We start from the raw sequence: 26,399 nt of genomic DNA, 5'->3' as shown, positions 1-26,399 counted from the left end.
GTCGCGCACCGCGACGGGGGCTAGCCGCGGTGCCTGCTCACCATTCCCGCCGCGAGGGGGGCGTTCGCGAAATCACCGGCCGCCACGCGAGCGGCGACGGTGCGGCGGACGAGACGGTCGGCGAGGGAGGGGGCGTGCCTGCCGACCATCATCTCCACACGTCCCCGGAGGGTGGTCGCCACGTCGCGCGGGGCGCGGCGGGCGGTGACGGCGCGGACGATCGCGTCGACCACGCCCTCGACGGGCTCCGGCCGGGACACCGCGTCCAGGGAGAGCCCGGCCTGGCGCGTACTGTCGTGGATCGGGCTGCGGACCATGCTCGGGTAGACGGTCGTCACGCCGACGTGCGTGCCGACCTCCAGCCGGAGCGCGTCGGCGTAGGCGGCGAGGGCGCGCTTGGAGACGCCGTACGCCGCCGCCAGCGGTAGGGGCAGGACCGCCATCCGTGAGGCGATGAAGACCACCTGCCCGCGCGCACGCACCAGGTGGGGCATGACCGCCGCCGTCACCCGCCAGGCACCGAGCAGGTTCAGCCGCAGCTGCGCCTCCACCTCGTCGCCCGGGGCGAGTTCGGCCGGTGCCGGCCCGCCCCGGCCGGCATTGTTGACCAGCAGGTCGATGCCGCCCAGCAGGGCCGCCGCCTCGGTCACCGCCGCGTCGACGGATTCGGAGGAGGTGATGTCGCACGCGATGATCGGGATGTCGGAGTCGTCGGGGCGGGCGATGTCCAGGCCGACCACGTGCGCGCCCTGGGCGGTGAACCGCGCGCTCATCGCCCTGCCGAAGGTGCCGGCCGCGCCGGTGACCAGGATCCGGCGCCCGGCGAGCGCGCGGGAGGGGGAGGCGCGCAGCTCGCGCCGCATGACGCGGAGATACTGGTCGACGTCGATCCGCATGTGGGGCCTGCGCTGCCCCCAACGCTCTCGGGCGGCGTCGAGTTCGGCGGAGGCGATCCTGCGCGCGGTCTCGGGGTCGGGCAGCCGGTTGGTTCCTGCCCGTACGGCGGCGAGGAGGCGGCCCTGCGCCTCGACGACGGGCAGCGCCGAACCGGTCGACTGCATCAGCCCGACGTAGCTGATCGAGTCGTCGCCGATGGGGAAGACGTGGCGGTAGAGCAGCATGCTCGCCGGGTCGGGCGCCGTGCCGGTGCCGGTGGCGGCGGAGGTGTCGAGGAACGGGGTCACGGCCCGGTAGCCGGTGCACCAGACGATGTGGTCGACCTCGTCCACCTGCCCGTCGGTGAAATGGACCCGCGAGCCGTCCAGGCGCGCGATGCCCTGGCGCGCGAGCACCCTCCCCTCCGCGACCAGGCGGGGAACGGAATCGCTCAGGGTGGGGTGGTCCTGGAGCACACCCTGGCGGGGAGCGGGCAGACGCGGCCCGGCGGGTTTCCTGTCGGCGACCCTGAGCACCGCCTGGGAGACCACCTGCCGCACCCGCCAGGGCAGGAGGGCCGCGAGGGCGCCGTTGAGCTGGTCGGAGGGCCGGCCCAGCAGCCGCTTGGGCAGCACCCAGACGCCTCGTCTCGCCGACAGCAGCACGGCGGACGCGTGGTCGGTCAGTTCGGCGGCGATGTCCATCGCGGAGTTGCCGGTGCCCACGACGAGCACGCGTTTTCCGGCCAGTTCGGCGGGGGTGACGTAGTCGTGCGCGTGCGACTCGGTGCCGGTGAACGTCCCCGGGTAGGGCGGTTCGGGCAGCCGGGGCTCGTGGTTGTGGCCGTTCGCCACCACCAGGTGCTCCACCGTCTCGCGGTACGGCCCACCGGGACCGGTCAGCTCCAGCTCCCAGCCGTCCTCGGTGCGCCGGGCCGATTCCAGCGTCGTGCCGAACCGGAAGCGCTCGCCGACCCCGAAGCGCTCGGCGTACGAGCGCAGGTATTCGAGCATCTGGGCGCGGGTCGGGTAGTCGGGCCACTCGGCGGGCATCGGGAAGTCGGAGAACTCGGTGCGCGGCCTGCTCGTGTTGAGGCGCAGGCCCTCGTAGGACGCGGTGTCGGCCTCCAGCCGCCACAGGCCGCCGAGGGAGGTGGCGCGTTCGATACCGAGGACGGGCAGACCGGCCTCGATGAGGGCCTTCGCCGCCGCTATGCCCGCCGCGCCGCCGCCGACGACGGCCGTCGTCCCCCGGCCGGGCACGCCGTCGCGGCCGGGGGACACCCCTTGACCGGGTACGTCGTCAAGGGCGGTCACTCCTCGGCCGGTGACGCCTTCGCGGTCGGCGGTCACCCTCACGTCGTGGGTGCCTTCGCGGGTGGTGGCTGTCCCAGGGGCTGTCCCAAGGGCCGTCTCAGGCGCCGTCCCAGGGGCCGCTCCGGCCTCGCCGCCGACGATCGTCTCCGTGCCCGGCATGTCGTCGGCGGTCGCTTCCCCTGCGCTCATCCGTCGCCTCCCATATTCCATCGGATGATGGAATATTAACCGTCTGAGCCGCCGGCGCCAGGGGGTGCGTAGAGCCGGTCGACGAAACGGTGGGCGTAGGCGCGGAACTCGCGCCTCTCGCGGTCGGCGGTCACGGCGTCGCCGCCGCGGGCGCTCAGGGCGGTCACGTGGCCGTGGGCCGCCCAGACCAGGCTGCGCACGGTGATGTGCGGCGTCGGCTCGACGACGAGGCCGCGGGTGGCCGCCTCCAGCAGGGCGCGCTCGATCTCCCCGTAGATCGGCAGCGAGTACGCCTCGTCCAGGGAGAGGTGGAGGGTGGGGTCCAGCCACCGCCGCAGCCACAGGAACGTGGTCTGGGGGTGGTCGTCGAGGAAGTCGACGAACGCGTCCACCAGGTCGTGTATCGCGTCCACGACGTCGCCCGGGTGTTCCGAGCGCACGGCGGCGAGGAAGGCGCGCACCGGCGGCGTGAGCGTCGCCTGCTCCAGCTCGAAGACGCGGGCGAAGCAGGCGTCGTACAGGGACGACTTCGAAGGGAAGTGGTGGTGCACGCTGGAGACGTCGATCCCGACCCGGGCGGCGATGTCGCGCATGGAGACGCCGTCGGCCCCGTGCCTGGCGAAGAGGGCGGTCGCCTCGGTGAGCACGCGGTCGCGCGTGCTGGGGGCCGAGCGGTCCCTGGGCGGGCGCCCCCTGCGGCGCGGCCGGGGCGCGGAGACGTCTTCCCCCCGCTCTCCGTCGCCTCCGTCTCCCCTGTTCTCCCCGTTCTCCGTGCTCTTCCTCATGCCGGACAGTCTGCCAGGACCGTCGGTCTTCGTAATCCATCACGAGATTGATTTCGCCGCCCGTGGGTTCAGGCCGGCGAGGACGCGGCGCCTTCCGGTATGACGGCGAGGGACCTGATCTGCTCGGGGGTGAGCGCGGTGCCGCGTTCGTGTTCCGCGGCGAAGCGCTCCTCGCCCAGCGCGTCACGGACCCGCGCGGTGATCCGGTCGACGTCGCCGCTCTCCACAGAGGTGAGGGGCATGGGGCTCGACGCGAGAGCCGCGGCGCCCGCGCCCAGGAGCCGGGCGGCCCGGTCGTGGAGTCCGGCGACGGCGAGTGCCCCGGCCAGGCCGTACACGGCGACCGTCATCTCCCTGGTCCCGTCGAACCTGGCCATCAGATCGAGGGCGAACAGGTGCATGTCGAGGGCCGCCGCCGCGTCACCGCGCCCCTCGGCGACGAAGCCGAGCTCGGTCATGATCATCGGAAGGTAGGGCGGCGGCTCCCCGGAGTCGGGAGGGGTGTGGTCCAGCACGTCGCGCAGGTGGGTCTCGGCGACGTCGAGGCGGCCGTCCCTGCGCGCGGCGAAGGCGAGACCCATCCGGGCGAAGGTCTGCCCGGCCCGGTGACCCTGCTCCAAGGTGAGCCGCAGCGACCTCTCGCTCCACTCCGCCGCCCGCGCGTAGTCGCCGCGCTGCAGTGCGATCCAGCCCAGCCAGCCCAGCCGCCCGGCGAGCTCCGTCCACAGCCCGAGCTCCTCGGCGAGGCGCATGCCGTCACGCTGCAGCCGTTCGGCCCGGTCGAGGTCGCCGGTCATCTCGGCCAGCGCGCCGAGCCAGCCGCCGGACTCCAGCTGCCCCCAGCGCTCCCCGAGCTCGTCGAAGATCCGCGCGCTGCGCTCGCCGTCGCGTCCGAGCCCGTCCAGGTCACCGCGTACGTGGGCGAGTTTGGCCCGCAGGGCGAGGGCGGCGGCCGTTCCCCAGCGGTCACCGAGCGCCTCGAAGGCGGGGAGCGCCCGGTCCAGAAGGTCCGCGGCGGCGGACAGGTCACCGAGGTCGACCCCCGCGTAGGCGAGGATCCACCACGCCCTGGCACGCCCGCCGGGATCGTCCGCCTTCTCGTACGCCTCCAGGGCGGCCCCGCGAAGCCGCTCCCGGTCGGCGGCGGCGACGTCACCTCGGAGGAGCGCGATCACGGCCTTCCAGGTGAGAGCCTTGGCCCGGAGGGCGGCGAACGAGACGGCGGGGGATCCGCAGGGGACGGCGAGCGCTGCCGCCAGGGATCGGTGGGCCTCGGTCAGCCGGCCGCGCAGGAACCAGTACCAGCCCATCGCGCCGACGAGGCGCAGCGCGCCCTCCGCGTCGCCGTTCCTGACGGCCGCGTTCAGCGCGGCGCGGAGGTTCGCGGCGTCGGAGTCGAGACGCCGCAGCCAGTGCCGCTGGTCCGCCCGGTAGAGACGCGGCTCGGCCCGTTCGACCAGGTCGGTGTAGTGGCGCAGGTGCCGCAGCCGCACCCGCTCGTACTCCCCGGTCCGCTGGAGACGCTCGACGCAGTACGCCGCCACCGACTCCAGCAGCCGGTATCTCGGCCCGTCGGCACCGTCCACCATCACCACCAGCGACCGGTTCACCAGCCGTGCCACCAGGTCGAGTACGTCCGCGGCGGGGACGTCGTCATCCGCGCAGACGGCCTCGGCGGCCTCCAGGTCGCAGCCGTCCGCGTGGACGGCGAGGCGGCGCAGGACGGCGCGCTCGGCCCCGGTCAGCAGCTCCCAGCTCCAGTCGATCATCGCCGTCAGGGTCTGCTGGCGCGGTGGGACGCCCCGATGCCCGGTGGCCAGCAACCTGAACCGGTCGTCGAGGCGGGCGACGAGACCGTGCACCCCGAGGGCAGGGACCCTCGTCGCGGCCAGTTCAAGCGCGAGCGGGATGCCGTCCAGCCTGCGGCACAGCGCCGCGACCGCCGGAGCGGTGTCCGTGTCGAGGGCGAACCCCCTGGCCGCGGCGGACGCGCGTGCCACGAACAGCCGCACGGACCCGGTTCGTTCCAGCTCGGGGATGTCGTCGAAGGCCCGGCCGGGCACCTCCAGCGGTGGGACGCTCCAGACCACCTCGCCGGGCAGGGCGAGCGACTCCTGGCTGGTCGCGAGGATCCGCAGGCCGGGGGCGGCGCGCAGCAGCGATCCGGCCAGCTCGGCGACCGGCTCGACGACGTGCTCGCAGTTGTCCAGCACCAGCAGCAGCCTCCGGGGGCGCAGCGCCTCGGTGAGCCGGTCGGCGGCGGGCACCGGCCCCGCGCCACCCGCGGCGTCCTGGACGTCCAGCACCGTCATGATCGTCTCGGCCAGCCGGTGGACCGCGTCCTCGTCGCCGGGACGGTCGAGCGCGGCGAGTTCGACCAGCCACACCCCGTCACGTACGAGGCCGGGAGCGACGGTGTCGGAGAGGGCCGTGCCGGAGGGGACGGTGCTGGAAGGGGCGTTGCCGGGAGCGACGGTTCCGGGAGCGGCGGTGACCGAGGAGGCGGTGCCGGGGGCGTGGGAGGCGGAGGCGGAGGGCGCGGTGCCGGAAGGACCCGGGGCGGTCAGATGTCTGGCGGTCTCGACCGCGAGACGGGTCTTGCCCACGCCGCCGGGGCCGGTGAGCGTCACCAGCCGTTCCGTCTCCAGCAGGGTGCGGATCTCGGCGACGGCCTCCTCCCTGCCGATCAGGTCGGTGAGCGGCGCGGGGAGATTGGTGCCCGGCCTGTCGGGGAGAGGGGCGGACGCGGCGAGCGCCGGGTCCTGGGCGAGGACGGCCCGGTGCAGGGTGACCAGGTCGGCGCCCGGATCCAGGCCCAGCTCGTCGGCGAGCAGGACCCGCAGCTCCTCGTAGCTGTCCAGCGCCTCGCTCTGCCGCCCTGAGCGGTACAGGGCACGCATGTGCGCGGCGCGCAGCCGCTCCCTGAACGGATGGGCGGCGAGCAGGTCGCCGAGCTCTCCCGCGAGCCGGACGTGCTCGCCCAGCTCCAGCCGTGTCTCCGCGTGCTCCTCCTGCGCGGTGAGCCACCGTTCCAGCAGCCTCGTGATCGCGGGGCGCGCGAACGGCTCGTCACCGAAGTCGGCGAACGCGGGGCCGCGCCACGACGCCAGCGCGTCGGCCAGCAGCGCCGCCCTGACCCGTGGATCCCCCGCGAGGGCCGCCTCGTCGAGCAGGCGCAGGAAATCGGCCACGTCGGTCTCGGCCCTCAGCACGTAGCCCGCAGGATGACGGACGACCAGATCCCGGCAGCCGGGTTCGGCGTCCTCCAGCACCCTGCGCAGCTGCGAGACCTTGGCCGAGAGGGCGCCGGTCGGGTTGCCCGGCGGATCGTCGCCCCACAGGTCGTCGACCAGCCGGTCGGCGGGCACCGGGCGTCCCTCGTGCGCGAGGAGGTCGGCGAGCAGGGTCCGGACCTTCAGCCCGGGTATCGCCACCGGCTCACCGGCGGTCGTCCACACGGCGAGCGGCCCGAGCACCCCAAAACGCATGAAGGCCACGATAACCCCGGGTGCTCATCGCTTTACCACTCGTCTTACGGCGGATTCCCGTGCTCCCCGGATCGGCCGTAAAGCGGCGGGAGCTTTTCCGTAAAGGGGGGCGGACATGCTGAGGGCACATCGAACGGAGCGGGACACGAGGGAGGTACGGAGATGCCGGAGGAGGGCAGGCTGCGACTGGCGGTCATCGTCGGGAGCACCCGCGACGGCCGGTTCGGGCCCACCGTGGCGGACTGGTTCACCTCCCGGGCCCGCAGGCGCGGAGACCTGGACGTCGACCTGATCGACCTGGCCGAGACCGGTCTGCCGCAGACCCTCACCGACCAGGAGGAGCCCGCACCCGCGGAGGTGGCCGCTCTGGCGCCGAGGCTCGCCGCCGCCGACGCCTTCGTCGTGGTCACCCCCGAGTACAACCGGAGTTTCCCCGCTCCGCTGAAGACCGCGATCGACTGGTACTACGAGGAGTGGCAGGCCAAGCCCGTCGCCTTCGTCGCCTACGGCAGGGACTCCGGTGGCCTGCACGCGGTCGACCAGCTCCGTCAGGTCTTCACCGAACTGCACGCCGTCGCCATCCGCGACGCCGTCATCCTTCCCCGCTACTGGGACCTCTTCGCGACCGACGGCACCTGGCCGAGGGCCGGCGCGGAGTGCAACAGCGCGGCGAAGAGCACGCTCGACCGGCTGACCTGGTGGGCCCGCGCGCTGCGCGACGCCCGAGCCAGGAGCCCGTACGTCCCCTGACCGTCCTCACATCCGACCTCGTCCAGCCCGGCTCCAACGGGCTTCATCCAGCGCGAACGACACGGAGAGAATCATGCGGAAGATCATTGCCATGACCCACACCACGGTCGACGGCTACATCGACAACCCCCACCTGTGGTCCATGCCGTACTCGAACGAGGAGTCGATGGCGTACGCCCTGAACCTCACGCTCGGCTGCGACACCCTGCTGCTGGGGCGGGTCACCTACGTGGGCATGGCCCAGGCATGGCCCGGTATGAGCAACCCCTACGCCGACCACGTGAACGGCACCGAGAAGTACGTGGTCTCCTCGACCCTGGAGAAGGCCGAGTGGGCGAACTCGACCATCGTCCACGGCGACGACCTCGTCCCCACGGTGACCGAACTGAAGAAGCGGCCCGGCGGGAACATCATGATCTGGGGCTGTGGCCGGCTCACCGACGCGCTCATGGAGAACGGCCTGCTCGACGAGTACCGGCTCCTGGTCTCGCCGGTCATCCTCGGCAAGGGGCAGCGGCTGTTCCGGGGGGAGGACGTCACGGCGACCCTGGAACTCGTCGACAGCACGACGTTCGACACCGGTCTTGTCGCCCTCGCCTACCGCCCGGTGAACGCGGCGGAAGGCCCGGCGAACGCGGGCTGAGCGACACGGCCGGAGTCCAGGAGTCCCGGAGGCGCACGCCGTCTCCGGGACTTCTGGGTTTTCCCGCGTTCTCCGGTTCGTTTCCGGTGCCGCCCGGATCACCGGAGGCCGGCCACGGGCCCCGTCCCGCGCCGCCGCCGAGCAGCGGAGACCCTTCTCCGGGGAGGGCGCCGCAGGCCGGGATCGCCCACGAGCCGATGAGATTCGACGGGACGAGAAGCCTCGGTTCGTCGCGGGATTTAGGACGTAGATCCATAAGTCGGAGAAGTCCCCTCATATAGTTGGGTGCCAATTGTCGGGCTCGGAATCGATGGCGAGGATCGTGAGCGTTCAGGAGGGGGCGGGGGCCGTGCTCGCCGGGCGGTACCGGCTGGACGAGCTGATCGGCCGTGGCGGTACGGGCGAGGTCTGGCGCGGGTACGACCTGCGCCCCGGCTGGGCGGTGGCGATCAAGATCCTGTCGCCGCAGGTCGCCGACGCCGCGGTGCGTGAGAGGTTCGCCGGGGAGGCGAGGACCGCCGCGCGCGTCGTCCATCCCAACGTGGTGACGGTGCTCGACATGGGTGAGCACGAGGGTCGGCCGTACCTGGTGATGGAGTCGCTGACCGGCCGGGATCTCGCCGCCGAGCTGGCCGAGCGGGGACCGCTGAGCGTGTCCGAGACGTGCCACCTGGTCAGGCAGGCCGCGCTCGGGCTGGACGCCGCGCACCGGGCCGGGGTCGTGCACCGCGACGTCAAACCCGCGAACCTGCACCTGGGCACGGGGGGCGTGCTCAAGGTCGTCGACTTCGGCACCGCCAGGGTCGCGAGCGAGGCCGCGATGCGGCTGACCTCGGCGGGAAGCGTCATCGGCACGGCCGCCTACCTGTCTCCCGAGCAGATCCTCGGCACGCCGGGGAACACGGCCTCCGACCTGTACGCGCTCGGCTGCGTCTGTTACGAGCTGCTGTGCGGACGGCCCCCGTTCGTCGGCCCCGACGCGGAGGTGATCTCCCAGCACGTCCGCGACCGGCCGGATCCGCTCAGGCGCTACCGGCCCGATGTCCCGCCGGAGCTTGAGGGGCTGGTCATGGCCCTGCTGGAGAAGGATCCCGCCGCGCGGCCGACCGGGGGAGAGGTGATCCGCCAGGTCACCGCGACGGCCCACCACACGTCAGCCGTCCGCGACAGCGTCTCCCCGGTCCCCGCGGCACCGACGGCACCGACGGCACCGACGGCACCGACGGCACCGACGGCCACGTACGACATCGGGACACCGCCACCGATGCAGGCGCCCGCGCCGACGAAGGTCACGCCGGGGCCGCCGGTCTCCGGGCCGGTGCCCGTGTCCGGTGGCATCTCCGCGCTCACGCGGGGGCGGCTGTCCGGGCGGACCCTCGCGATCGCCCTGGGCGCGGTGGCCGTGCTGGTGGCGGCGACCGTCTGGGCGCTGACGCCGTCGGAGCCGACCGGGCAGGCGAGCACGGCCGGAGTGCCGTCCGAGACGCCCTCTCCCGAGCAGCCCACGCCGCCCGCGTCGCCGTCACCCACCCCCACACCGTCGCCGTCCGTCTCGCGGAGCGCGGCGGCGCCGTCCCCGGATCCGGTCCTGTCACCGCCGGCGGGGACCGGATGGCAGGTGCAGCTGCCGATCCTCCACCGGGCGATCACCGAACAGGAGCTCCAGGGGAAGATCGACCCCAGGACGGCCCGCGAGATCCGTAAGAGGGTCACCAAAGCGGGCGAGGCCCTGTGGAAGGGCGATGAGCGTAAGGCGCGCGACGAACTGCGCAAGTTCGGCCGGGACCTGTCCGAGGCGCGCAGGAAGGGCAGGCTCGCCTCCGACGGACCGCTCTACGACTTCCTGCGCAAATCCGGGTTCGCCTTCCAGGAGGGCCGGGAGCCGGGGCCACGTCATCGCGGCGGCGACAATGACGACGAGAACGATGACGACCACGAGAACGAGGACTAGGCAGCCGGTACGTGGTCGAGATCGCCTCGGCCGCTCCTTCCCGTGTCCGGGTGAGACGGTCTCCGGCGCTACCGGCTGCCGGACCGGTGCGCCACTGTCCGGCCGGGTGCCGTGACGACGGTTCGCCGACGGGAAAGACCGGCGCGGGCGAAACCTTGTGATCTTGAATACCTACAGGTGCAGGGAGCACGGGGATGTCCGTCGTTTCCGGGTACCGCTGAGGTATGACCGCTGAATCGAAGGATCCGCTGGCGGATCTCAACCCGTTCGACATATTCGACACCGAGGCCCGTCGCCTCGACCGTTTCTTCTCCGGGCTCGACGCGGAGGACTGGCAACGCCCCTCACGGCTGCCGGGCTGGTCGGTGCGCGACGTGCTCGGGCACCTGGCGGGGGAGGAGCTGTACAACCACGCCTGTCTGGACGACGACATCGACGGGTTCGCCGCGATGCTCGGGAGCGAGGGGGTGGAGGGCGGCTTCGACGCCTTCAACGCCTGGTGCGTGGAGCGCCGCCGTGACGTTCCGGTCGAGGAGGTGCTCCAGGAGTGGCGGCGCGAGAACGGGGAGACGCGCGAGCGGATGCGCGAACTCGGCCGTGACGCCCTGCTGCCGACCCTCGCGGGGCCGTACCCGGTGGGGTCGCAGACCTTCCACTACGACTCGGAGTACGCCACCCACGCCGACGACGTCGGCGCGCCCGTGGCGGAGGGCGAGGAGGACGAGCGGGTCTGGTGGCGGGTGAGGGTGGGCGCGTTCGCGCTCGCGGAGCAGGGGGCGAAGGTCGAGGTCGAGCTGACCGCCGACGGGATCTGGGTGCACGCCTACGACGCGAGCGCGCAACTGGCGCCCGCGGCGTTCGTGGCGGCGACCGTCGGGCGCCTGCCGGACGGCCACCCCGTCGACCATCCTCTCGACCGCAGGCTCAGGGCCGCCCTGCGCTGTCTGGCCTGAGCTTTTCCGCTGTGCTTTCCGGCGCTCCTCGGTTCCGGGCGCTTTCCGGAGCGTCCGTCCGGTCGGTGATCCGCGGCCGGGACCTCAGTCGTCGGTCCTGCCCTCGCCGCCCTCGCTGCCCTTGTTGGTTCTGTCCTTGCGGCGCATCCGGTGCAGGGTGCCCGCGTGGGCGCGCTCCTCCGGGTGCGCGCGCACCCTGCGCAGGCTGGCGACGACGGTGACGAGCAGCACCAGGAAGATCACTCCGAGGGAGACCGGGGTCGGGACCTCGGGGAAGGACTTCGAGATGTCCTCGTGCAGGAACGACAGGATGAGCTTGAGGCCGATGAAGCCGAGGATGACCGCGAGGCCGATCGACAGGTAGACGAGGCGCTCCAGCAGCCCTTCGATCAGGAAGTACAGGGCACGCAGCCCCAGCAGCGCGAAGGCGTTGGCGGCGAAGACGATGAGCGGATGCCGGGTGACGCCGAAGACGGCGGGAATGGAGTCGAGCGCGAACAGCAGGTCGGTGCTTCCGATGGCGAGGAAGACCAGGAACAGCGGCGTGACCACCCGCCTGCCGTTCTCGCGGGCGACGAGCCTGCCGCCGTGCATGTCGTCGCTGACCGGCAGCACCTTGCCCGCGTGGCGGATCAGCGGGTTGTTCTCGACGTCGGGGTCCTGGTCGCGGTGCCGTACGAGCTGGATCGCCGTCCAGATCAGGAGCAGGCCGAAGATGAGGAACGTGAAGGAGAAGAGGGAGATGGCCGCCGCGCCGACCGCGATGAGGATGGCCCGCAGCACCAGCGCGGTGGCGATGCCGAAGAGCAGCACCTTCTGCTGGTGTTCCTCGGGCACCGAGAACCGCGCCATGATGATGACGAAGACGAAGAGGTTGTCGACGGAGAGGCTCTTCTCGACGATCCATCCGGCGAAGTACTCCGTCGCGAGTCCCGCCCCGGCCAGCCACAGCAGTACCAGGCCGAAGGCGATGGCGACGCCAATGTAGAAGATCGTCCAGGCGGCCGCCTCGCGCATGCCCACGACGTGCGGCCGGCGTGCCGCCACCACGAAGTCGAGGGTGAGCAGCGCCACCACCACTGCGATGACCGCGATCCACATGCCCAACGAGTCGATCGCCATCGCTGTCCCCTTTTACCGGTCGAGATCATTCGCCTTACCCAGGGCGGGGACCTCCACACCCGGTGATCATCGGCCGATACGGCCTCGGCCCGCCGGGGTGTCCGGCGGGCCGAGGCCGTATCGGGGGAGAGGGGAGGGGACGGTGGCCGGGTCAGCGGCCCGCGCCCGCGCGGCGCTTGGTCCACACGTCGAGGGCGACCGCGGCGAGCAGGACCAGGCCCTTGAAGAGCATCACCCGCTCGCTGGGCGCGCCGATGAGGGACATGCCGTTGTTGATCACGGCCATGATGAGACCGCCGGTGAGCGCGCCGACGACCTTGCCCACGCCGCCCTGGACGGCGGCCCCGCCGATGAACGCGGCGGCGATGGCGTCCAGCTCGAAGCCGTTGCCCGCCGTCGGGCCCGCCTGGTTCAGGCGGCCGGCGAAGATGATGCCGGCGAGCGCGGCGAGCACGCCCATGTTGACGAAGATCCAGAAGGTGACGGACTTGACCTTGATGCCCGACAGGCTCGCCGCGTTCAGGTTGCCGCCGATGGCGTAGATGTGGCGGCCGAAGACGGCGCGGTTGGTCAGGAGCGTGTAGCCCAGGACGAGGAGCGCGAGGAGCACCAGCACCCAGGGCAGGTTCTTGAACCTGGCCAGCTGCACGATCACGACCATCACCACCACGGAGGCGGCGCCGATCTTCAGGAGGAACAGGGGCAGCGCGTCGACCTTCTGCCGGTAGCCCAGCCGAGCCTGGCGGGCACGCCACTGCGTACCGGCGATCCCGGCCACCGCGGCCAGGCCGACGAGCAGCGTGAGCAGGTCGGCGCCGCCGAGCGGGCCGAGGCCGATGTTGCCGAAGAAGCCGGGCACGAAGCCGTTGGCGAGGGTCCGTACCTCGTCGGGGAAGGGGCCGATGCCCTGGTTGCCGAGCACGGTGAGGGTGAGTGCCCTGAAGATCAGCATTCCGGCGAGGGTGACGATGAACGCCGGGATGCCGAAGTAGGCGATCCAGTAGCCCTGCCAGGCCCCGATCAGCGCGCCGGCGATCAGCGTGATGAGGATCGCGAGCGGCCACGCCACGTCCATGTCGACCATCAGCACGGCCGCGATGGCGCCGGTGAGCCCCACCACGGAACCCACGGACAGATCGATGTGCCCGGCGATGATGATCAGGATCATGCCGATCGCGAGGATGAGAACGTAGGAGTTCTGCACCATGATGTTCGAGATGTTCTGCGGGCTGAGCAGCTCACCGTCGGTCAGGATGGAGAACAGCAGGATGATCAGCGCGAAGGCGATGTAGATGCCGCTCTGCCGCAGGTTCATCGAGAAACGGCTGCCGGGTGCCTTCGCGGGCACCGACAACAGGTCGCCGTCCGGTGGTGGTGCTCCGGTCTTTCCTACGGGTTCGGCGACTCCGTGCGCCGGGACCTGGCCGCTGCTCATCGTGCTCCCTAATCCTTTTCCTTGGTCATGAACTGCATGAGCCGCTCAGGGGTGGCCTCCGCCCGCGAGACCTCACCGGTGATGCGACCGGCCGACATGGCGTAGATGCGGTCGCAGACGCCGAGCAGCTCGGGAAGCTCCGAGGAGATGACCAGGATGGCTTTTCCCTGGTCGGCGAGCTGGTTGATGATCGAGTAGATCTCGTACTTGGCACCCACGTCGATGCCCCGGGTGGGCTCGTCGAGGATGAGCACGTCGGCGTCGGTGAAGATCCATTTTGACAGCACCACCTTCTGCTGGTTGCCGCCGCTGAGCTTGCCGGTGACCGACAGCACGCTGGGAGCCTTGATGTTCATGCTCTCCCGGAAGCCGTCGGCGACCTGGTACTCCTTGTTGTCGTCGACCCAGCCGCGTTTCGCCAGCTTCCCCAGCGCCGCGGCCGAGACGTTCCGCTTGATGTCCTCGATCAGGTTGAGCCCGTACCGCTTGCGGTCCTCGGTGGCGTACGCGAGCCCGTGGCCGATCGCCTCGCCGACCGTGCGGAGCTGGATCTCCCGCCCGTTCTTGTAGACGCGGCCGGAGATGTCGACCCCGTAGCTGCGGCCGAACACGCTCATCGCGAGCTCGGTGCGCCCGGCGCCCATCAGCCCGGCGAGGCCGACGATCTCGCCGCGGCGCAGCGTGAGGCTCGCGCCGGAGACGACGACGCGGCCGTGCTGGCTGGGGCTGTGAACCGTCCAGTCCTCGATCCGCAGCGCCTCCTCGCCGATCTTCGGCTCGTGCGGCGGGAAGCGGTGCTCCAGGTCGCGGCCGACCATGCCCGAGATGATGCGGTCCTCGGTGACCCGGTCGTTCTTCATGTCCAGGGTCTCGATCGTCCGGCCGTCGCGCAGGATCGTGGTCGAGTCGGCGATCGCCTGGATCTCGTTCAGCTTGTGCGAGATGATCACCGAGGTGATGCCCTCGTCGCGCAGCCCGCGCAGCAGGTCGAGCAGGTGCGCGGAGTCCTCGTCGTTGAGCGAGGCGGTCGGCTCGTCGAGGATGAGCAGCCTGACCCGCTTGGACAGCGCCTTGGCGATCTCCACCAGCTGCTGCTTGCCGACGCCGATGTCCATCGAGAGCGTCACCGGGTTCTCCCGCAGCCCGACCCGCTCCAGCAGCTCGGCGGCCTCGGCGTTCGTCCGGTTCCAGTCGATCAGGCCGCGGGTGGTCCGCTCGTTGCCGAGGAAGATGTTCTCGGCGATCGAGAGGTAGGGGCTGAGCGCGAGCTCCTGGTGAATGATCACGATGCCGCGCTTCTCGCTGTCCCTGATGTCGGAGAAGCGGCACGGCTCGCCGTCGAAGAGGATCTCGCCCTCGTACGAGCCGTGCGGGTACACGCCGGACAGCACCTTCATCAGCGTCGACTTGCCGGCGCCGTTCTCCCCGCAGATCGCGTGTATCTCGCCTCTGCGTACCACCAGGTTGACGTCCTGCAGGGCTTTGACGCCCGGGAACGTCTTGGTGATCCCCCGCATCCGAAGTATGTCGTCGGTCATGCCGTCCGCCTCCGTACTGCCTTCCCGCTCCGTGTGCGCCCGGCCGGCGGCGGGTGGAGCGCCGCCGGCCGGGTGCCATCCGTCATGACACCGGCACCGCTTACTTGAGCTGGTCCTCGGTGTAGTAGCCGGAGTCGACGAGGACCTGCTTGTAGTTGTCCTTGTAGACGATCACCGGCTCGAGCAGGTTCGACGGGACGACCTTGTTGCCGTTGTCGTAGTCCTCGGTGTTGTTGACCTCGGGCTTGCCGCCCTTGAGCACGGCGTCGGCCATCTCGACGGTCACCGCGGCGAGCTTACGGGTGTCCTTGTAGATCGTCGCGTACTGCTCGTCCCCGATGATCGACTTCACCGAGGCGACCTCGGCGTCCTGGCCGGTCACGATCGGGTAGGGCTGGCCGGAGGTGCCGTAGCCGCTGCTCTTGAGCGCCGACAGGATGCCGATGGACAGGCCGTCGTACGGGGAGAGCACGCCCTGGACCTTGGTGTCGCCGGAGTAGGCCTTGGTGATCAGGTCCTCCATGCGCTTCTGCGCGGTGGCCGGGTCCCAGCGCAGGATCGCGACGGTCTTGAAGTCGGTCTCCTTGCTCTTGACGACGAGGGTGCCCTTGTCGATGTACGGCTTCAGGGTGTCCATCGCGCCGTTGTAGAAGAAGGTGGCGTTGTTGTCGTCGGGGGAGCCGGCGAAGATCTCGATGTTGAACGGGCCCTTGGCGTCGCCCTCGGAGCCGTCCTCCTTCTGCAGCTTCAGGCCGACCAGCAGCGAGGTCGCCTGCTGCACGCCCACCTTGTAGTTGTCGAAGGTGGCGTAGTAGTCGACGTTCGGCGAGTTGCGGATGAGCCGGTCGTAGGCGATGACCGGGATCTTCTTGTCGGCGGCCTGCTGGAGCTGCGTGGTGATGGCGGTGCCGTCGATCGAGGCGATGATCAGCAGCTTGGCGCCCCTGGTGATCTGGTTCTCGATCTGGTTGACCTGGGTGGGAATGTCGTTCTCCGCGTACTGCAGGTCGACCTTGTAGCCCAGCTTCTCCAGGGCGCCCTTGACGTTGTCGCCGTCGTGGATCCAGCGCTCGGAGGACTTGGTGGGCATGGTGACGCCGACGAGGGTCTCGGCGGGCGCCGCGGAGGCTCCCGACGCTCCCTCGTCGACGGTCTTGACGCTGGAGCCACAGGCCGTCACTCCCATGGCGAGAGCCAGGCTCACCGCGGCGGTGGCCAGCTTCCCGAACTTCATCGATTACCTCCAGGGTGGGGTTCCGTGCCTACGGTCCGGGGTGAGCCGGGGACACGGTTGGGCCGATTTGGCCGATGGGGCACAGCGAGGCGCGGTGCGTCCCGGGAGTAGCGGGTGCCGTGGCGGCACGCCCCGGATTCCGGCGTGCCGCCGGGGCGTGTTGTGTCCGAATCGGGTCCACGGCGACACCGGAGCCGGTCGGGAACCGGCCCGCTCCGGCGTCGGTGAAAGTGTTCGTGAACGTGTCCGTGGGCGTCGCCGCGGACACCGTCATGAGCATCGTGGTAAGCGTCGTGATGAGCACCGTCGTAAGTACTGCCGTCAGTACCGGCGTAAGCGCTGTTGTGAGCGCTCACATCCGCGGCATGAGGCCACCGGATGGTCCCTTCGGCTGTGTGACGAGCAATCAAATGCCCGGGTCGGCCGACTGTCAACCCCCGGGCGGTCAGGAGTCCTCGCGTCATGGAGTCCTTCTCGCAGGAGATGTGAGCGTTAACAACAAGGTATGCGCCAGTTAAGGGCGTCATGACGGCAACGTCAAGTAGGTGTTAACGGATGATCTCCGAGTAATCAGAATGTAATCTCACGGGTGCTTGACGCGGGGTGTTGTTAGCGCTCACAGTCTGTCCCAAGCCACCATGAAGGAGCCGACCAAGTGAGTCCGAGCCTCGAACGCCGTCCGCCCGTGATGGCGGACGTCGCCACGAGGGCCGGTGTGTCGCACCAGACGGTCTCGCGCGTGCTCAACGACCACCCCAACGTCCGCGCCGAGACCCGCGAGCGGGTCCTGGCGGCGATCCGTGAGCTCGGCTACCGGCGCAACATGGTCGCCCGGGCCCTGGTCACCAGGCACACGCGTACCCTGGGCGTGGTCAGTTTCGACACGACCCTCTACGGGCCCGCGAGCACGGTCTACGGCATCGAACAGGCGGCCAGGGCGGCAGGTTACTTCGTCAGCATGGTCAGCCTCAAGACCATCGACACCGCGGGTGTGCGCGACGCGCTCGGCTATCTGGCCGAGCAGGCCGTCGACGGCATCGTGGTGGTCGCGCCCCAGCGCTCGGCGGCCCCCGCGCTGGCCGGCGCCCCCACCGACATCCCCGTCGTGGCCGTCGAGGGCAGCCACACCGGCGACGTGTCGGTGGTGAGCGTCGACCAGATCGAGGGCGCCCGCCTGGCCACCCGGCACCTGCTCGACCTCGGCCACGAGACCGTGTGGCACATCGCCGGCCCCTCGGACTGGCTGGAGGCCGACGGGCGGATCGAGGGCTGGCGCGAGGTGCTGAGCGCCGCGGGCCGCACGGCCCCCGAGTTGCTGTCCGGAGACTGGAGCCCGCGCTCCGGCTACGAGGCCGGGCTGCGCCTGGCGGGGACACCCGGCGTCACCGCCGTGTTCGTCGCCAACGACCAGATGGCGCTCGGGATGCTGCGGGCCTTCGCCGAGCTGGGTGTGCGAGTCCCCGAGCAGATCAGCGTCGTGGGGTTCGACGACATCCCCGAGTCGGAGTTCTTCACTCCGCCGCTCACCACGATCAGGCAGGACTTCGGGGCGGTCGGTAAATACAGCATCGAGGTCCTGCTCAGGCAGATGGAGGCGGGAGCGGAATGGTCCCAAGAGCGACATGTCGTCCCGCCACGGTTCGTGGCGAGGACCAGCACCGCGCCGTTCCGCGCCTAGGACCGCGTATCGTTTCGCACCGGTGGCCGCACCCGGGCGTGGTTCCGCGCCCGGATCCGCGGCGCCTCGGCCCGCCCCGCCACGCCTGAGCCCCGTGGATCCGGTGCGGTCCCCGTACCTGAGAACCCCCCCCGAGCGAGGTCCCGCCGTCCTGATGTCCTGGAGAGAATGTGAACGCTAACAACGACCGTTACGTGGTCGGTGTCGACTTCGGCACACTGTCGGGCCGCGCCGTGGTGGTACGGGTGAGCGACGGCGCCGAGATGGGCACCGCCGTGCACGAGTACGCCCACCGGGTGATCGAGGAGCGGCTGCCGGACACCGCCGTACGCCTGGGCCCCGACTGGGCGCTGCAGTCGCCGGAGGACTGGCGGGAGGTGCTCCGCCAGGCGGTGCCCAAGGCGGTGGCGGCGGCCGGGATCGCCCCGTCGCAGGTCATCGGCCTCGGGACCGACTTCACGGCCTGCACCATACTTCCCGCCACCGCCGAGGGCACCCCGCTGTGCGAGATCGACGGGTTCGCCTCCCGCCCCCACGCGTGGCCGAAGCTGTGGAAGCACCACTCGGCGCAGTCGCACGCCGACCGGATCAACGCCGTCGCCGCCCGCAGGGGGGAGGCGTGGCTGCCCCGCTACGGCGGGAAGATCTCCTCGGAGTGGGCGTTCGCCAAGGGTCTGCAGGTGCTGGAGGAGGACCCGGAGATCTACGCCCGCGCGGAGCGCTGGATCGAGGCCGCCGACTGGATCGTCTGGCAGCTCACCGGCGTGGAGACGCGCAACGTGTGCACCGCCGGGTACAAGGCCGTCTACCAGGACGGGGCCTACCCGTCCGAGGAGTTCCTCGCCGAGCTCAACCCCGGCTTCACCGGTTTCACCGCCAAGCTCGGCCAGAACCCGGCCCCCCTCGGGGGGCTCGCCGGACGGCTGGACGCCCGCGCCGCCGGGTGGACGAAGCTGCCCGAGGGCATCGCGATCTCGATCGGCAACGTCGACGCGCACGTCACGGCCGCCGCCGCCGACGCCGTGCGGCCCGGCCAGATGGTGGCCATCATGGGCACCTCCACCTGCCACGTCATGTCCTCCGACGCGCTCGCCGAGGTGCCGGGCATGTGCGGAGTGGTCCGCGACGGCATCGTGCCCGGACTGTGGGGGTACGAGGCGGGCCAGTCGGGTGTCGGCGACATCTTCGGGTGGTTCGTCGAGACCTCGGTGCCCGGCTCCTACGAGCGTGAGGCGGAACAGCGCGGCCTCAGCGTGCACGACCTCCTCACCGAGCTGGCCGCGGCGCAGCGGGTGGGACAGCACGGCCTGGTGGCGCTCGACTGGCACAACGGCAACCGCTCGGTGCTGGTCGACCACAACCTCTCCGCCGTGGTGGTGGGCCAGACGCTCGCCACGAAACCCGAGGACACCTACCGGGCACTGATCGAGGCCACCGCGTTCGGCGCCCGCACGATCGTGGAGACCTTCGAGAGCTCCGGGGTGCCGGTGACCGAGTTCGTCGCCGCGGGGGGCCTGATCAAGAACCGCTTCCTGATGCAGGTCTACGCCGACGTGCTGCGCCGCCCGATCTCGCTGATCGGCTCCGAACAGGGCTGTGCCCTGGGGTCCGCCATCCACGCGGCGGTCGCCGCCGGGGCCTACCCCGACATCACCTCCGCCTCGGCCGTGATGGGCAGCCGGGCCGAGGCCGCCTACATCCCCGACGCCGGTCGCGCGGACGCCTACGACCGTCTGTACGCCGAGTACCGCCGCCTGCACGACCACTTCGCCGACGGGAAGATGCTGCACGGCCTGCGGGCCCTGCGCTACGAGGCGAGCACACCGGCCGGCGAGAACGAGAAGAACACGTCGACGAACGAGGAGGACGCGTGACCGGGCGCGAGGAACAACCGATCGGGCAGTCCCCGCCCCCGTGCGCGGCCGGACGTCCGGTCCCATGGGCGGCCGGGTACCCGGCCGCGTGCGAAACGGCGGTGGCCCGATGAGCGCCGTCGTCAGGAAGCTGCAAGAGACGGTGGCGGCGCTCCACCAGGAGCTGGTCCGCTACAACCTGGTCGCCTGGACCGCGGGCAACGTCTCGGGCCGGGTCCCCGGCGAGAACCTGTTCGTCATCAAGCCGTCGGGGGTGACCTACGACGCCCTCACCCCCGAGTCGATCGTGGTGTGCGACCTGGACGGCGAGCTGGTCGAGGGCGAGCTGTCGCCGTCCAGCGACACCGCCGCGCACGCGTACGTCTACCGGGCGATGCCGCGGGTGGGCGGGGTGGTGCACACCCACTCCACGTACGCCTCCGCCTGGGCGGCGCGGGGTGAGTCCATCCCGTGCGTGCTGACGGCGATGGCGGACGAGTTCGGCGGGGAGATCCCGGTCGGGCCGTTCGCGCTGATCGGCGGGGACGACATCGGCAAGGGAATCGTCGCCACCCTGGAGGGCCACCGCTCCCCGGCGGTGCTGATGCGCAACCACGGCGTCTTCACCATCGGCGCGGACGCCCGCGCGGCCGTCAAGGCCGCGGTGATGTGCGAGGACGTCGCCCGTACCGTGCACGTGGCCCGCCAGCTGGGCGAGCCGCTGCCGATCGCGGCAGCAGACATCGACAGTTTGTACGACCGCTACCAGAACGTCTACGGGCAAAGGAGTCCGCGGTGACCCTTCACGAGCGTGAGATCTGGTTTCTCACCGGAAGTCAGGGCCTGTACGGCGAGGACACGCTGGCCCAGGTGGCGGAACAGTCCCGGAGCATCGCCGAGCGGCTCGACGACGCGCTGACGTTCCGGGTGGTGTGGAAGCCGGTGCTGACCGACGCCGCGTCGATCCACCGGGTCTGCCTGGAGGCGAACGCCTCGGACGCCTGCGTCGGGGTGATCGCCTGGATGCACACCTTCTCCCCGGCCAAGATGTGGATCGCCGGGCTGGACGCGCTGCGCACGCCGCTGCTGCACCTGCACACCCAGGCCAACGTGGCGCTGCCGTGGAGTTCCATCGACATGGACTTCATGAACCTCAACCAGGCCGCGCACGGTGACCGCGAGTTCGGCTACATCCAGGCCCGGCTGGGCGTGGCGCGCAAGACCGTCGCCGGACACGTGAGCGACCCGGCGGTGGCGGCGCGCATCGGCGCGTGGGCGCGGGCCGCGGCCGGGCGCGCGGAGCTGAGCTCGCTGCGGCTGGCCCGCTTCGGCGACAACATGCGCGACGTGGCGGTCACCGAGGGTGACAAGGTGGAGGCGCAGCTGCGTTTCGGCGTCTCGGTCAACACCTACGGCGTCAACGACCTGGTCGCCGCCGTCGACGCCGCGGCGGACTCCGACGTGGACACCCTGATCACCGAGTACGAGGACACCTACAAGGTCGCCCCCGAGCTGCGCGCCGGAGGCGAGCGCAACGACTCGCTGCGCTACGCCGCCCGCATCGAGCTGGGACTGCGCCACTTCCTCACCGAGGGGGGCTTCGGCGCGTTCACCACCAACTTCGAGGACCTCGGCGGGCTGCGGCAGCTGCCGGGGCTCGCCGTGCAGCGGCTGATGGCCGACGGCTACGGCTTCGGCGGCGAGGGCGACTGGAAGACCTCGGTGCTGGTGCGCACCCTGAAGGTGATGTCGGCCGGCCTTGAGGGCGGCACCTCCTTCATGGAGGACTACACCTACCATCTCACCCCCGGCCAGGAGGTGATCCTGGGCGCGCACATGCTGGAGGTCTGCCCGACGATCGCCGCGGGCGTGCCCTCGTGCGAGATCCACCCGCTGAGCATCGGCGGGCGCGAGGACCCGGTCCGGCTGGTCTTCGACGCGGAACCCGGACCCGCCGTGGTGATCGGTCTGTCCGACATGGGGGACCGGTTCAGGCTGGTGGCGAACGAGATCGACGTGGTCAACCCCGCCGAGCCGCTGCCCAGCCTGCCCGTCGCCCGCGCGGTGTGGAAGCCCCGTCCGAACCTGAGCACCTCGGCCGAGGCGTGGCTCACCGCGGGAGGCCCGCACCACACCGTGCTGTCGTCCGCCCTGACCACCGAGGAGCTCACCGACCTCTCCGACATGCTCGGCGTCGAGTTGCTGGTCATCGACGCCGACACCACCGCCCGCCAGTTCGCCAAGGAGATCCGCTGGAACCAGGCGTACTACCACCTGGCGCGCGGTTTCTGACCCGGAACCCCTCTCCTCCCGTTGCCGCCGGCTTCCGGTGCCCCCGCCGCTCGCGGGGGCACCGGAAGCCGTTGTCGTCACGGCCGCCTTCGGAGGGGATCCGCTGGGGGACATCCGGGCGCTACGGGCGAAGCCGGTGGCCGCCGTCCACCAGGCGGGAGAGCAGGCTGAGGGTGGCCGCGCCCGCCGCGACGCCGCTGAGCACGGAGAGCGGCCAGGCCGACCCGGCCACCAGTGCGAGCGCGCAGGCCAGCACGGCGATCACGACCGCGGTGGTCACGACGAGCAGTACAGGTACGGAGAACATCGACTCACTCCCGCAGGGGGTGTCACCGGGGTTCCGGCGACACGGCGGCCGAGACCCGGATCCGGCCGGATCCGCGCTCGCCCCTACAGGTCCTGCCCGTTCTGAGAGATGTAATCATGTCTGGCGGAGGCATGTGGTCCGCGCTGTGGCCGTCTCGTCGTCCCCGTGCGGGCTCTCCGGGCGGCGCGGCCCTGCCGACAGGGTAGGAAGCGTGGGTCACAGCCGAGCGTCGTTCGTGTGAAATTCAGTGAACACAGCCACTCCTCCCGGTCGCCAGACCTCCCAATTGACTCTCTGAGCATGGGTTTTATCTGTGAACAAGCCTTACTCCCTTGTTCACGGAACTCAGGTCTGATAGAACAAGCGGCACATGTAGGTCGAGTGGGTCGTCACTGGAACGATCCGCTCATCTCGCGGCCTAACCCTCATGGCCCCTGGAGGACTGCGATGCCCGGTTTCTCTCACCCCCACGGTCCGGGATCCCCCGCGCTGTCCCGCCGCTCGATCCTGCAGCTCGGGGGTGGGGTCGCCCTGCTCTTCGCGACCGGGTGCGCCGCGGGCACCAAGGCGGGCGACCCCGCCCCCGCGGCGAGCACCGCTCCCGGCGAGAGCGGCGCCCCCGCCGCCCGGGCGTTGCGGATCGCGGTGGGCAGCTACCTGAGCAGCTGGGACCAGGACTTCGTCGGATTCGACCTGACCGCGCTGATGCTCTACAAGAACGTCTTCCCCTACATGATCGACTATGGGGTCACCTCGGTCGGCGACGGCCAGATCCTCGACACCGAGGCGATCGCCCCGACCTTCGCCGAGTCCTTCGAACCCGACGCCGACAACAAGGTCTGGACCCTCAAGCTGCGCCAGGGCGTCAAGTTCGCGAGCGGCAACGAGATGACCGCCAACGACGTCAAGTGGTCCAAGGACCGCGCCTTCGCCGCGAAGGCGAACGTCGCCGGGGTCTACCGGCTGATCGGGCTCACCAAGGCCGACCAGGTCGAGGTGGTCGACGACTACACCGTGAAGTTCACCCAGGCGTTCCCCAGCGCCCTCACCCGGCAGATCCAGGCCATCTCGCTGTACGTCTTCGACTCGGAAGAGGCGAAGAAGCACGCCACCGACGACGACCCCTGGGCCAAGGAGTGGTTCGCCAAGAACCCCCCGACCGGCGGCTACTTCAACGTGGAGAAGGCGGTCCAGGGCCAGGAGATCCTGCTCAGCGCCAACACCGGCTACCCCGGCACCGACGGCGCCAAGAGCCCGCAGATCAGGCTCACCGTGGTGCCCGCGGCCTCCAACCAGCGCCTCCAGTTGCAGAACGGCGACATCGACATCGCCTTCGGGATCGGCCAGCGCGACATCAAGGACCTCAAGACCACCGAGGGCATCAAGGTCATCTCCGCGCCGAGCAACAACCAGCTCGCCATCCAGATGTCGGTGACCACCGCCCCCTTCGACGACCCCGCGGTGCGCAAGGCGCTCGCCCAGGCCGTCCCGTACGAGCAGATCATCGCCAACGTCTACGGCGGCGACGCGCGGCCCACCAAGAGCGTCGTCCCGCTGGACATGCCCGGCTACTCCGAGACCGGCTACCCCTACACCCACGACGTCGCCAAGGCCAAGGAGACGCTGACCGCGGCGGGCAAGACCTCGATCACCTCCGAGCTGGTCTTCCAGACCGACAACGAGGAGCAGCAGCAGATCGCCGTCCTCGTGCAGAGCGAGGCGAGGAAGGCGGGCATCGAGCTGAAGCTCACCCCGCTCGACCCCGCGACGCTCGCCGAGCGCAGGGAGAAGAAGAACATCCCCCTGCAGATCACCCTGGGCCAGCTCTGGGTCAACGACGTGGAGTACATGCTCGGGACCAGCTTCACCAAGGGGGCGAACCTCAACTACTCCAACTACGTCAACGACGAGATCGAGAAGATCTTCGAGGAGTCCCACACCGTCGTCGACGAGGCCGAGCGCGCCAAGCTCTGGCTGCGCGTGCAGGAGATCATGGCCGAGGACGTGCCGTGGGTCGTCGTCTGCCAGCCCAACTTCAACCTCCCCGTCAGGGAAGAGGTGCAGGGATGGGTGCAGCCGATGGACGGTCTGGCCCGGCTGCGCTACCTGAACGTCACCGGGTGATTCATGCGTGTCCTCCGGTTCCTCCTCAGGCGGCTGCTCCAGCTCGTCCCGGTGCTCCTCGGGGTGGTCGTCGTGACCTTCCTCCTCGTCAGGGTCCTGCCGGGCGATCCGATCCGTACCATCCTCGGCCCCAACGCCACGGAGGCCGACGCCGCCGCCGCGCGGGCCAGGTTCGGGCTGGACCAGCCCCTGTGGCGGCAGTTCCTCGACTACGTCGGGGGACTGTTCACCGGTGACTTCGGCACCTCGATCCAGAGCGGTACCTCCGTGGGCGCCGAGATGGCCGTGCGTATCGGTCCCACCATGGAACTCGTCGTGATCGCGCTCACCGTGGCGCTGCTGCTGGCCACGGTGCTCGGCATCTGGTCGGCGCGGAACGTGGGCCGGTTCGGCGACCACACCGTCCGCATCGCGGCGCTCATCGGCAACTCGGTGCCCGAGTTCTGGCTCGGCCTGGTGCTCGTCCTCGTCGGCTACAGCGTGCTGGGCTGGTTCCCCGCGCCCAGCGGCCGGGTGGACCCCGACACCGATCTCAGCCTGATCACCGGCGCCGACCTGCTCGACGCGGCGCTGACGGCGAACGGCCCCGCGTTCGTCTCCGCGCTGGAGCACCTCGCGCTGCCGGTCGCCACGCTGGTGATCGCCATCGTCGCGCCGCTGCTGCGCAGCGTCCGGGCCTCCGCGCTGGAGGTGCTCGCCTCCGAGGCGTACACGGCCGCCGCCGCGCACGGGCTCAAGGACCGGCTGCTGCTCCGCGGCTACCTGGTACGGGCCGCGCTGGTGCGGCTCCCCGCGCTGGCGGCCCTGGTGTTCGGCTTCTCCATCGGCTCGACCGTCCTCGTGGAGTACGTCTTCTCCTGGCAGGGCTTCGGGCAGTGGGCGCTGCGCGGCCTGCTCTACCGGGACTACCCGGTGGTGCAGGCGTCGGTGCTCGTGATCGCGCTGTTCTACGTGGTGGTGTTCCTCATCGCCGACGTCGTCCACGCGATCCTCGACCCGAGAGTGAGGATCTGATGTCGCAGCGCGTCCGGGAGGTCGGCGGGGACCGCGGTTTCGCGTCGTCCCTGATCATCGCGGGCTCCGCCATCCTGGCGCTGGTCGCCGTGGCGGTCGTGTTCGCGCCGCTGCTCAGCGCGTGGGGCCCCGAGGAGATCGACCCCCTCGCGCCCCTCGCGGCGCCGGGCGGCGCCCACCTGCTGGGCACCGACCTCAACGGCATGGACGTGTGGAGCAGGGTCCTGCACGCCGCCAGGCTCGACGTCGGCATCGCGATCGCCGCGGTCGCCGTCGCCGTGGTCGCGGGCAGCCTCGTCGGCCTCGTCGCCGGATACCGGGGCGGCTGGCCGGACGACGTGCTGATGCGAGTGCTCGACGTCTTCCAGGCGTTCCCCACCTTCATCCTCGCCCTCGCGGTGGCCGCGCTGCTCGGCGGCGGGACCGCGAACCTGATCGCGGTGATCGCGCTGGTGAACGCGCCCGCGTACGCCCGGCTGGTGCGGGCCGAGGTGCGCTCGGTGCGGGAACTGCCGTTCGTGGAGGCGTCCCGCACCTCGGGCGCCTCCTTCTGGGGGGTGCTCTGGCGGCACGTCCTGCCCAACAGCCTCACCCCGGTGCGCGTCATCGCCCCGCTGAACTGCGGCTGGGCGATGCTCACGCTCGCCGGGCTGTCCTTCCTCGGGCTCGGCGTGCCGGTGCCCACCGCCGAGTGGGGCGCCATGATCAGCCTCGGTGCCGGAGACGTCGTCGCCGGCCGGTGGTGGACCTCGGTGCCGCCCGGTCTCTTCCTGCTGATCTGCGTCCTGGGCTTCAGCCTCCTCGGTGAGGGCCTGCAGGAACGCGCCGACTCCACGAGGAGGTGACGGACG

General features: G+C 70.8%; 19 protein-coding genes. 11 read left to right on the top strand and 8 right to left on the bottom strand.

Annotated features, from left to right (window positions below):
- Positions 1 to 20: 20 nt before the first annotated feature.
- The 3 genes from ACFY3D_RS03030 to ACFY3D_RS03020 all read right to left on the bottom strand — a co-directional run bounded on the left by ACFY3D_RS03030 (position 21) and on the right by ACFY3D_RS03020 (position 6,654).
- A complete protein-coding gene (locus ACFY3D_RS03030) occupies positions 21 to 2,381 on the bottom strand; it encodes an SDR family NAD(P)-dependent oxidoreductase (RefSeq protein ID WP_389974087.1) in 2,361 nt (786 codons plus the stop codon).
- A 35-nt stretch (positions 2,382 to 2,416) separates the two neighbouring features.
- A complete protein-coding gene (locus ACFY3D_RS03025; protein WP_389974084.1) occupies positions 2,417 to 3,166 on the bottom strand; it encodes a TetR/AcrR family transcriptional regulator in 750 nt (249 codons plus the stop codon).
- Positions 3,167 to 3,234: 68 nt separating this feature from the next.
- On the bottom strand, positions 3,235 to 6,654 hold the full coding sequence (locus ACFY3D_RS03020; RefSeq protein ID WP_389974081.1) for a BTAD domain-containing putative transcriptional regulator: 3,420 nt from the start codon (positions 6,652 to 6,654) through the stop codon (positions 3,235 to 3,237).
- A gap of 162 nt (positions 6,655 to 6,816) precedes the next feature.
- Here ACFY3D_RS03020 and ACFY3D_RS03015 point away from each other — a divergent pair, with 162 nt between their 5' ends.
- The 4 genes from ACFY3D_RS03015 to ACFY3D_RS03000 all read left to right on the top strand — a co-directional run bounded on the left by ACFY3D_RS03015 (position 6,817) and on the right by ACFY3D_RS03000 (position 10,951).
- Positions 6,817 to 7,404, top strand: coding sequence for an NADPH-dependent FMN reductase (locus tag ACFY3D_RS03015; RefSeq protein WP_389974078.1), 588 nt, complete (start codon positions 6,817 to 6,819; stop codon positions 7,402 to 7,404).
- 73 nt (positions 7,405 to 7,477) lie between these two features.
- The gene (locus ACFY3D_RS03010; RefSeq protein WP_350944279.1) at positions 7,478 to 8,047 is read left to right on the top strand and encodes a dihydrofolate reductase family protein; all 570 of its coding nucleotides are present in this window, start codon (positions 7,478 to 7,480) and stop codon (positions 8,045 to 8,047) included.
- 322 nt (positions 8,048 to 8,369) lie between these two features.
- The gene (locus tag ACFY3D_RS03005; RefSeq protein ID WP_389974075.1) at positions 8,370 to 9,998 is read left to right on the top strand and encodes a serine/threonine-protein kinase; all 1,629 of its coding nucleotides are present in this window, start codon (positions 8,370 to 8,372) and stop codon (positions 9,996 to 9,998) included.
- Between the two features lie 224 nt (positions 9,999 to 10,222).
- Positions 10,223 to 10,951, top strand: coding sequence for a maleylpyruvate isomerase family mycothiol-dependent enzyme (locus ACFY3D_RS03000; RefSeq protein WP_389974072.1), 729 nt, complete (start codon positions 10,223 to 10,225; stop codon positions 10,949 to 10,951).
- Between the two features lie 84 nt (positions 10,952 to 11,035).
- Here the strand turns inward: ACFY3D_RS03000 and ACFY3D_RS02995 are convergent, their stop codons facing one another.
- The 4 genes from ACFY3D_RS02995 to chvE all read right to left on the bottom strand — a co-directional run bounded on the left by ACFY3D_RS02995 (position 11,036) and on the right by chvE (position 16,280).
- Positions 11,036 to 12,073, bottom strand: a complete 1,038-nt coding sequence (locus ACFY3D_RS02995) for a TerC family protein (protein ID WP_389974070.1) — start codon at positions 12,071 to 12,073, stop codon at positions 11,036 to 11,038.
- Between the two features lie 151 nt (positions 12,074 to 12,224).
- Positions 12,225 to 13,508 (bottom strand): multiple monosaccharide ABC transporter permease, encoded by a 1,284-nt coding sequence (gene mmsB / locus ACFY3D_RS02990; RefSeq protein ID WP_389974067.1) that lies wholly within the window; start codon positions 13,506 to 13,508, stop codon positions 12,225 to 12,227.
- Positions 13,509 to 13,516: 8 nt separating this feature from the next.
- Positions 13,517 to 15,046 (bottom strand): multiple monosaccharide ABC transporter ATP-binding protein, encoded by a 1,530-nt coding sequence (gene mmsA / locus ACFY3D_RS02985; protein WP_350944271.1) that lies wholly within the window; start codon positions 15,044 to 15,046, stop codon positions 13,517 to 13,519.
- 100 nt (positions 15,047 to 15,146) lie between these two features.
- A complete protein-coding gene (chvE, locus tag ACFY3D_RS02980) occupies positions 15,147 to 16,280 on the bottom strand; it encodes a multiple monosaccharide ABC transporter substrate-binding protein (RefSeq protein WP_362902592.1) in 1,134 nt (377 codons plus the stop codon).
- A gap of 688 nt (positions 16,281 to 16,968) precedes the next feature.
- Between chvE and ACFY3D_RS02975 the strand changes: the two genes are divergently transcribed.
- The 4 genes from ACFY3D_RS02975 (at position 16,969) to araA (ending at position 22,103) form a co-directional block, all read left to right on the top strand.
- Positions 16,969 to 17,958 carry a LacI family DNA-binding transcriptional regulator gene (locus ACFY3D_RS02975; RefSeq protein WP_350944824.1) on the top strand — a complete coding sequence of 330 codons (990 nt, stop codon included), beginning with the start codon at positions 16,969 to 16,971 and terminating at the stop codon, positions 17,956 to 17,958.
- Between the two features lie 170 nt (positions 17,959 to 18,128).
- On the top strand, positions 18,129 to 19,832 hold the full coding sequence (gene araB, locus ACFY3D_RS02970) for a ribulokinase (protein ID WP_389769455.1): 1,704 nt from the start codon (positions 18,129 to 18,131) through the stop codon (positions 19,830 to 19,832).
- A 109-nt stretch (positions 19,833 to 19,941) separates the two neighbouring features.
- Positions 19,942 to 20,610 (top strand): L-ribulose-5-phosphate 4-epimerase, encoded by a 669-nt coding sequence (locus tag ACFY3D_RS02965; RefSeq protein WP_389974065.1) that lies wholly within the window; start codon positions 19,942 to 19,944, stop codon positions 20,608 to 20,610.
- Positions 20,607 to 22,103 (top strand): L-arabinose isomerase, encoded by a 1,497-nt coding sequence (araA, locus tag ACFY3D_RS02960; protein WP_362902588.1) that lies wholly within the window; start codon positions 20,607 to 20,609, stop codon positions 22,101 to 22,103. The genes ACFY3D_RS02965 and araA overlap by 4 nt, the downstream gene beginning before the upstream one ends.
- A 121-nt stretch (positions 22,104 to 22,224) precedes the next feature.
- Here araA and ACFY3D_RS02955 read toward each other — a convergent pair whose 3' ends face one another.
- Positions 22,225 to 22,410, bottom strand: a complete 186-nt coding sequence (locus ACFY3D_RS02955; RefSeq protein WP_350947319.1) for a hypothetical protein — start codon at positions 22,408 to 22,410, stop codon at positions 22,225 to 22,227.
- Between the two features lie 447 nt (positions 22,411 to 22,857).
- On the opposite strand from ACFY3D_RS02955, the gene ACFY3D_RS02950 reads away from it, so the two are divergent.
- Genes ACFY3D_RS02950 through ACFY3D_RS02940 form a run of 3 tightly spaced genes read left to right on the top strand, consistent with a single transcriptional unit; the run spans position 22,858 to position 26,393 of the window.
- The gene (locus ACFY3D_RS02950; RefSeq protein ID WP_362902584.1) at positions 22,858 to 24,534 is read left to right on the top strand and encodes an ABC transporter substrate-binding protein; all 1,677 of its coding nucleotides are present in this window, start codon (positions 22,858 to 22,860) and stop codon (positions 24,532 to 24,534) included.
- A 3-nt stretch (positions 24,535 to 24,537) separates the two neighbouring features.
- Entirely contained in the window at positions 24,538 to 25,548 is a 1,011-nt protein-coding gene (locus tag ACFY3D_RS02945) for an ABC transporter permease (RefSeq protein ID WP_389974060.1), read from the top strand.
- Positions 25,548 to 26,393 carry an ABC transporter permease gene (locus ACFY3D_RS02940; protein ID WP_350947322.1) on the top strand — a complete coding sequence of 282 codons (846 nt, stop codon included), beginning with the start codon at positions 25,548 to 25,550 and terminating at the stop codon, positions 26,391 to 26,393. The genes ACFY3D_RS02945 and ACFY3D_RS02940 overlap by 1 nt, the downstream gene beginning before the upstream one ends.
- The last annotated feature ends 6 nt before the right edge of the window (positions 26,394 to 26,399 follow it).

It is taken from the genome of Streptosporangium sp. NPDC000509, assembly GCF_042898365.1.
Lineage (GTDB): Bacteria > Actinomycetota > Actinomycetes > Streptosporangiales > Streptosporangiaceae > Streptosporangium.
This window is presented reverse-complemented; position numbering and strand designations above follow the sequence as displayed.

Excerpts from the sequence above, each read along its gene's own strand:
- ACFY3D_RS03030 (WP_389974087.1), bottom strand. The coding sequence starts at position 2,381 with ATGAGCGCAGGGGAAGCGACCGCCGACGACATGCCGGGCACGGAGACG.
- ACFY3D_RS03025 (WP_389974084.1), bottom strand. The coding sequence starts at position 3,166 with ATGAGGAAGAGCACGGAGAACGGGGAGAACAGGGGAGACGGAGGCGAC.
- ACFY3D_RS03020 (WP_389974081.1), bottom strand. The coding sequence starts at position 6,654 with ATGCGTTTTGGGGTGCTCGGGCCGCTCGCCGTGTGGACGACCGCCGGT.
- ACFY3D_RS03015 (WP_389974078.1), top strand. The coding sequence starts at position 6,817 with ATGCCGGAGGAGGGCAGGCTGCGACTGGCGGTCATCGTCGGGAGCACC.
- ACFY3D_RS03010 (WP_350944279.1), top strand. The coding sequence starts at position 7,478 with ATGCGGAAGATCATTGCCATGACCCACACCACGGTCGACGGCTACATC.
- ACFY3D_RS03000 (WP_389974072.1), top strand. The coding sequence starts at position 10,223 with ATGACCGCTGAATCGAAGGATCCGCTGGCGGATCTCAACCCGTTCGAC.
- ACFY3D_RS02995 (WP_389974070.1), bottom strand. The coding sequence starts at position 12,073 with ATGGCGATCGACTCGTTGGGCATGTGGATCGCGGTCATCGCAGTGGTG.
- mmsB (WP_389974067.1), bottom strand. The coding sequence starts at position 13,508 with ATGAGCAGCGGCCAGGTCCCGGCGCACGGAGTCGCCGAACCCGTAGGA.
- mmsA (WP_350944271.1), bottom strand. The coding sequence starts at position 15,046 with ATGACCGACGACATACTTCGGATGCGGGGGATCACCAAGACGTTCCCG.
- chvE (WP_362902592.1), bottom strand. The coding sequence starts at position 16,280 with ATGAAGTTCGGGAAGCTGGCCACCGCCGCGGTGAGCCTGGCTCTCGCC.
- ACFY3D_RS02975 (WP_350944824.1), top strand. The coding sequence starts at position 16,969 with ATGGCGGACGTCGCCACGAGGGCCGGTGTGTCGCACCAGACGGTCTCG.
- ACFY3D_RS02965 (WP_389974065.1), top strand. The coding sequence starts at position 19,942 with ATGAGCGCCGTCGTCAGGAAGCTGCAAGAGACGGTGGCGGCGCTCCAC.
- ACFY3D_RS02955 (WP_350947319.1), bottom strand. The coding sequence starts at position 22,410 with ATGTTCTCCGTACCTGTACTGCTCGTCGTGACCACCGCGGTCGTGATC.
- ACFY3D_RS02950 (WP_362902584.1), top strand. The coding sequence starts at position 22,858 with ATGCCCGGTTTCTCTCACCCCCACGGTCCGGGATCCCCCGCGCTGTCC.
- ACFY3D_RS02945 (WP_389974060.1), top strand. The coding sequence starts at position 24,538 with ATGCGTGTCCTCCGGTTCCTCCTCAGGCGGCTGCTCCAGCTCGTCCCG.
- ACFY3D_RS02940 (WP_350947322.1), top strand. The coding sequence starts at position 25,548 with ATGTCGCAGCGCGTCCGGGAGGTCGGCGGGGACCGCGGTTTCGCGTCG.